Here is a 1490-nt window from a genome sequence, read left to right as displayed (position 1 = left end):
CCTGCTGGCGGCGCTGCACGGCCTGCGCCTGTGGCACTGGCACCTGCCGGGCATCTGGCGCGTGCCGTTACTGTGGTCGCTGCACCTGGCCTACGCCTGGCTGCTGGTCGCCACCCTCGGCATGGCCGCCTGGCACCTGGGTTGGCTGGCGCAGCCCAGCCCGGCCAGCCATGCGCTGGCGGTCGGCGCCCTGGGCGGGCTGGTTCTGGCGATGATGGCGCGGGTCAGCCTCGGCCATACCGGGCGACCGCTGCAGCCGCCCAAAGCCATGGCCTGGGCCTTTACCGTGCTCAACCTGGGCGCCTTGATCCGGGTGGCGGCGGGCGGCAGCTGGCTGTGGCTGGCGGCCCTCTGCTGGGGGCTGGCCTTCGCCCTGTTCGTCGTCCACTACGCGCCGCTGCTGTGCCGGGCGCGGGTCGATGGCCATCCGGGGTGACCAGCGGACCAACAACCATTGGCGCACCGATCCATACGCCGATGTAGGGCAAATCAGCGCGTAGGGTGGATGTCGCTTTTCATATCCACCACAGCGGTGGATCGGTAAAGCGTGATCCACCCTACGCCAACAACCTCAATCGACCAGGGTGCAGGCCATCACCAGCGCATCTTCGCGACCGCCCACCGCCGGGTAGTAGTCGCGGCGCCGGCCGACTTCGTTGAAGCCATAGCGCTCGTAGAGGCGGTAGGCGCTCTGGTTGCTGGCGCGCACTTCGAGGAAGCACTCGCGACCGCCCAGCTCATGGGCCTCTTTCATCAGGTGTTCGAGCAGGCGCAAGCCGAGGCCGCGGCCCTGGCTTTCCGGCTTGACGGTGATATTGAGCAGGTGCGCTTCGTCGAGGATCAGGTTGATCACGCCGTGGCCGACCTGCTGGCCGCCCTCGAACATCAGCCAGCAGTGATAGGACTTGAGGCTGTCGGTGAAGATGCCGCGGGTCCAGGGGTGGCTGAAGGCGGCATATTCGATCTTCAGCACGGCATCGAGATCCGCCTCGGTCATGGGGCGGAAGGAAATCGCATCGGTCATTCGCTGGAACTCGGCGGCAGGTGGCACTCAGGCGTCGGTACTTTTCAGCCAGCGCTGGCGCACCCGCTGCATGGCTTGCCACAACTCGCGCTTGCGCGCCGGCTCTTCCATCAGCAGCTCCAGGCCCGGCAGCGCCCAGCAGGCGCCGAGGCCCTCGATCTGCAGCTCGCGGTTGTAGCTCTGTGCGTCGCCCTCGCCGGCGAAGCGAATGGCCGGCAGGCCGACCAGCCACAGGCAGGTGCTGGGCTGCTCCTCCAGGCGCGCGGCGACGAAGCTCTGCACGAACTCCAGCGCCGCCTGCGGGCCCTGGTCCAGATTGCCGCGCACCAGCAGCGGCCAGCGCACCGGCTCGCCGAGCAGTTGCGGGCTGTCCGGCAGGCCGGCGGCGCGCAGCAGGTCCTTGAGCAGGATGTAGGCCGGGTCGCGGCTCTGGAACGGCTCGCCGGTGGGCAGTTCCACCAGCAGC

At 68.7% G+C, this 1490-nt stretch carries 2 protein-coding genes and 1 pseudogene; 1 reads left to right on the top strand and 2 read right to left on the bottom strand.

All coding sequences use genetic code 11. From position 1 onward, the window contains the following. The coding region (locus N878_RS20190) for an NnrS family protein (protein ID WP_021445355.1) at nt 1–436 on the top strand (436 nt) is incomplete at its 5' end. 135 nt (nt 437–571) lie between these two features. Here the strand turns inward: N878_RS20190 and rimI are convergent. Both rimI and N878_RS20180 read right to left on the bottom strand, forming a co-directional pair. Beyond that, the gene (gene rimI, locus N878_RS20185; RefSeq protein WP_021445354.1) at nt 572–1024 is read right to left on the bottom strand and encodes a ribosomal protein S18-alanine N-acetyltransferase; all 453 of its coding nucleotides are present in this window, start codon (nt 1022–1024) and stop codon (nt 572–574) included. A gap of 27 nt (nt 1025–1051) precedes the next feature. Next, nucleotides 1052–1490: pseudogene (locus N878_RS20180) on the bottom strand (energy transducer TonB); the annotation flags it as partial.

The organism is Pseudomonas sp. EGD-AK9, assembly GCF_000465935.2.
Classification (GTDB): Bacteria; Pseudomonadota; Gammaproteobacteria; order Pseudomonadales; family Pseudomonadaceae; genus Aquipseudomonas.
The sequence above is the reverse complement of the archived record's forward strand: the minus strand, read 5'-3'. Positions and strand labels throughout refer to the sequence as shown.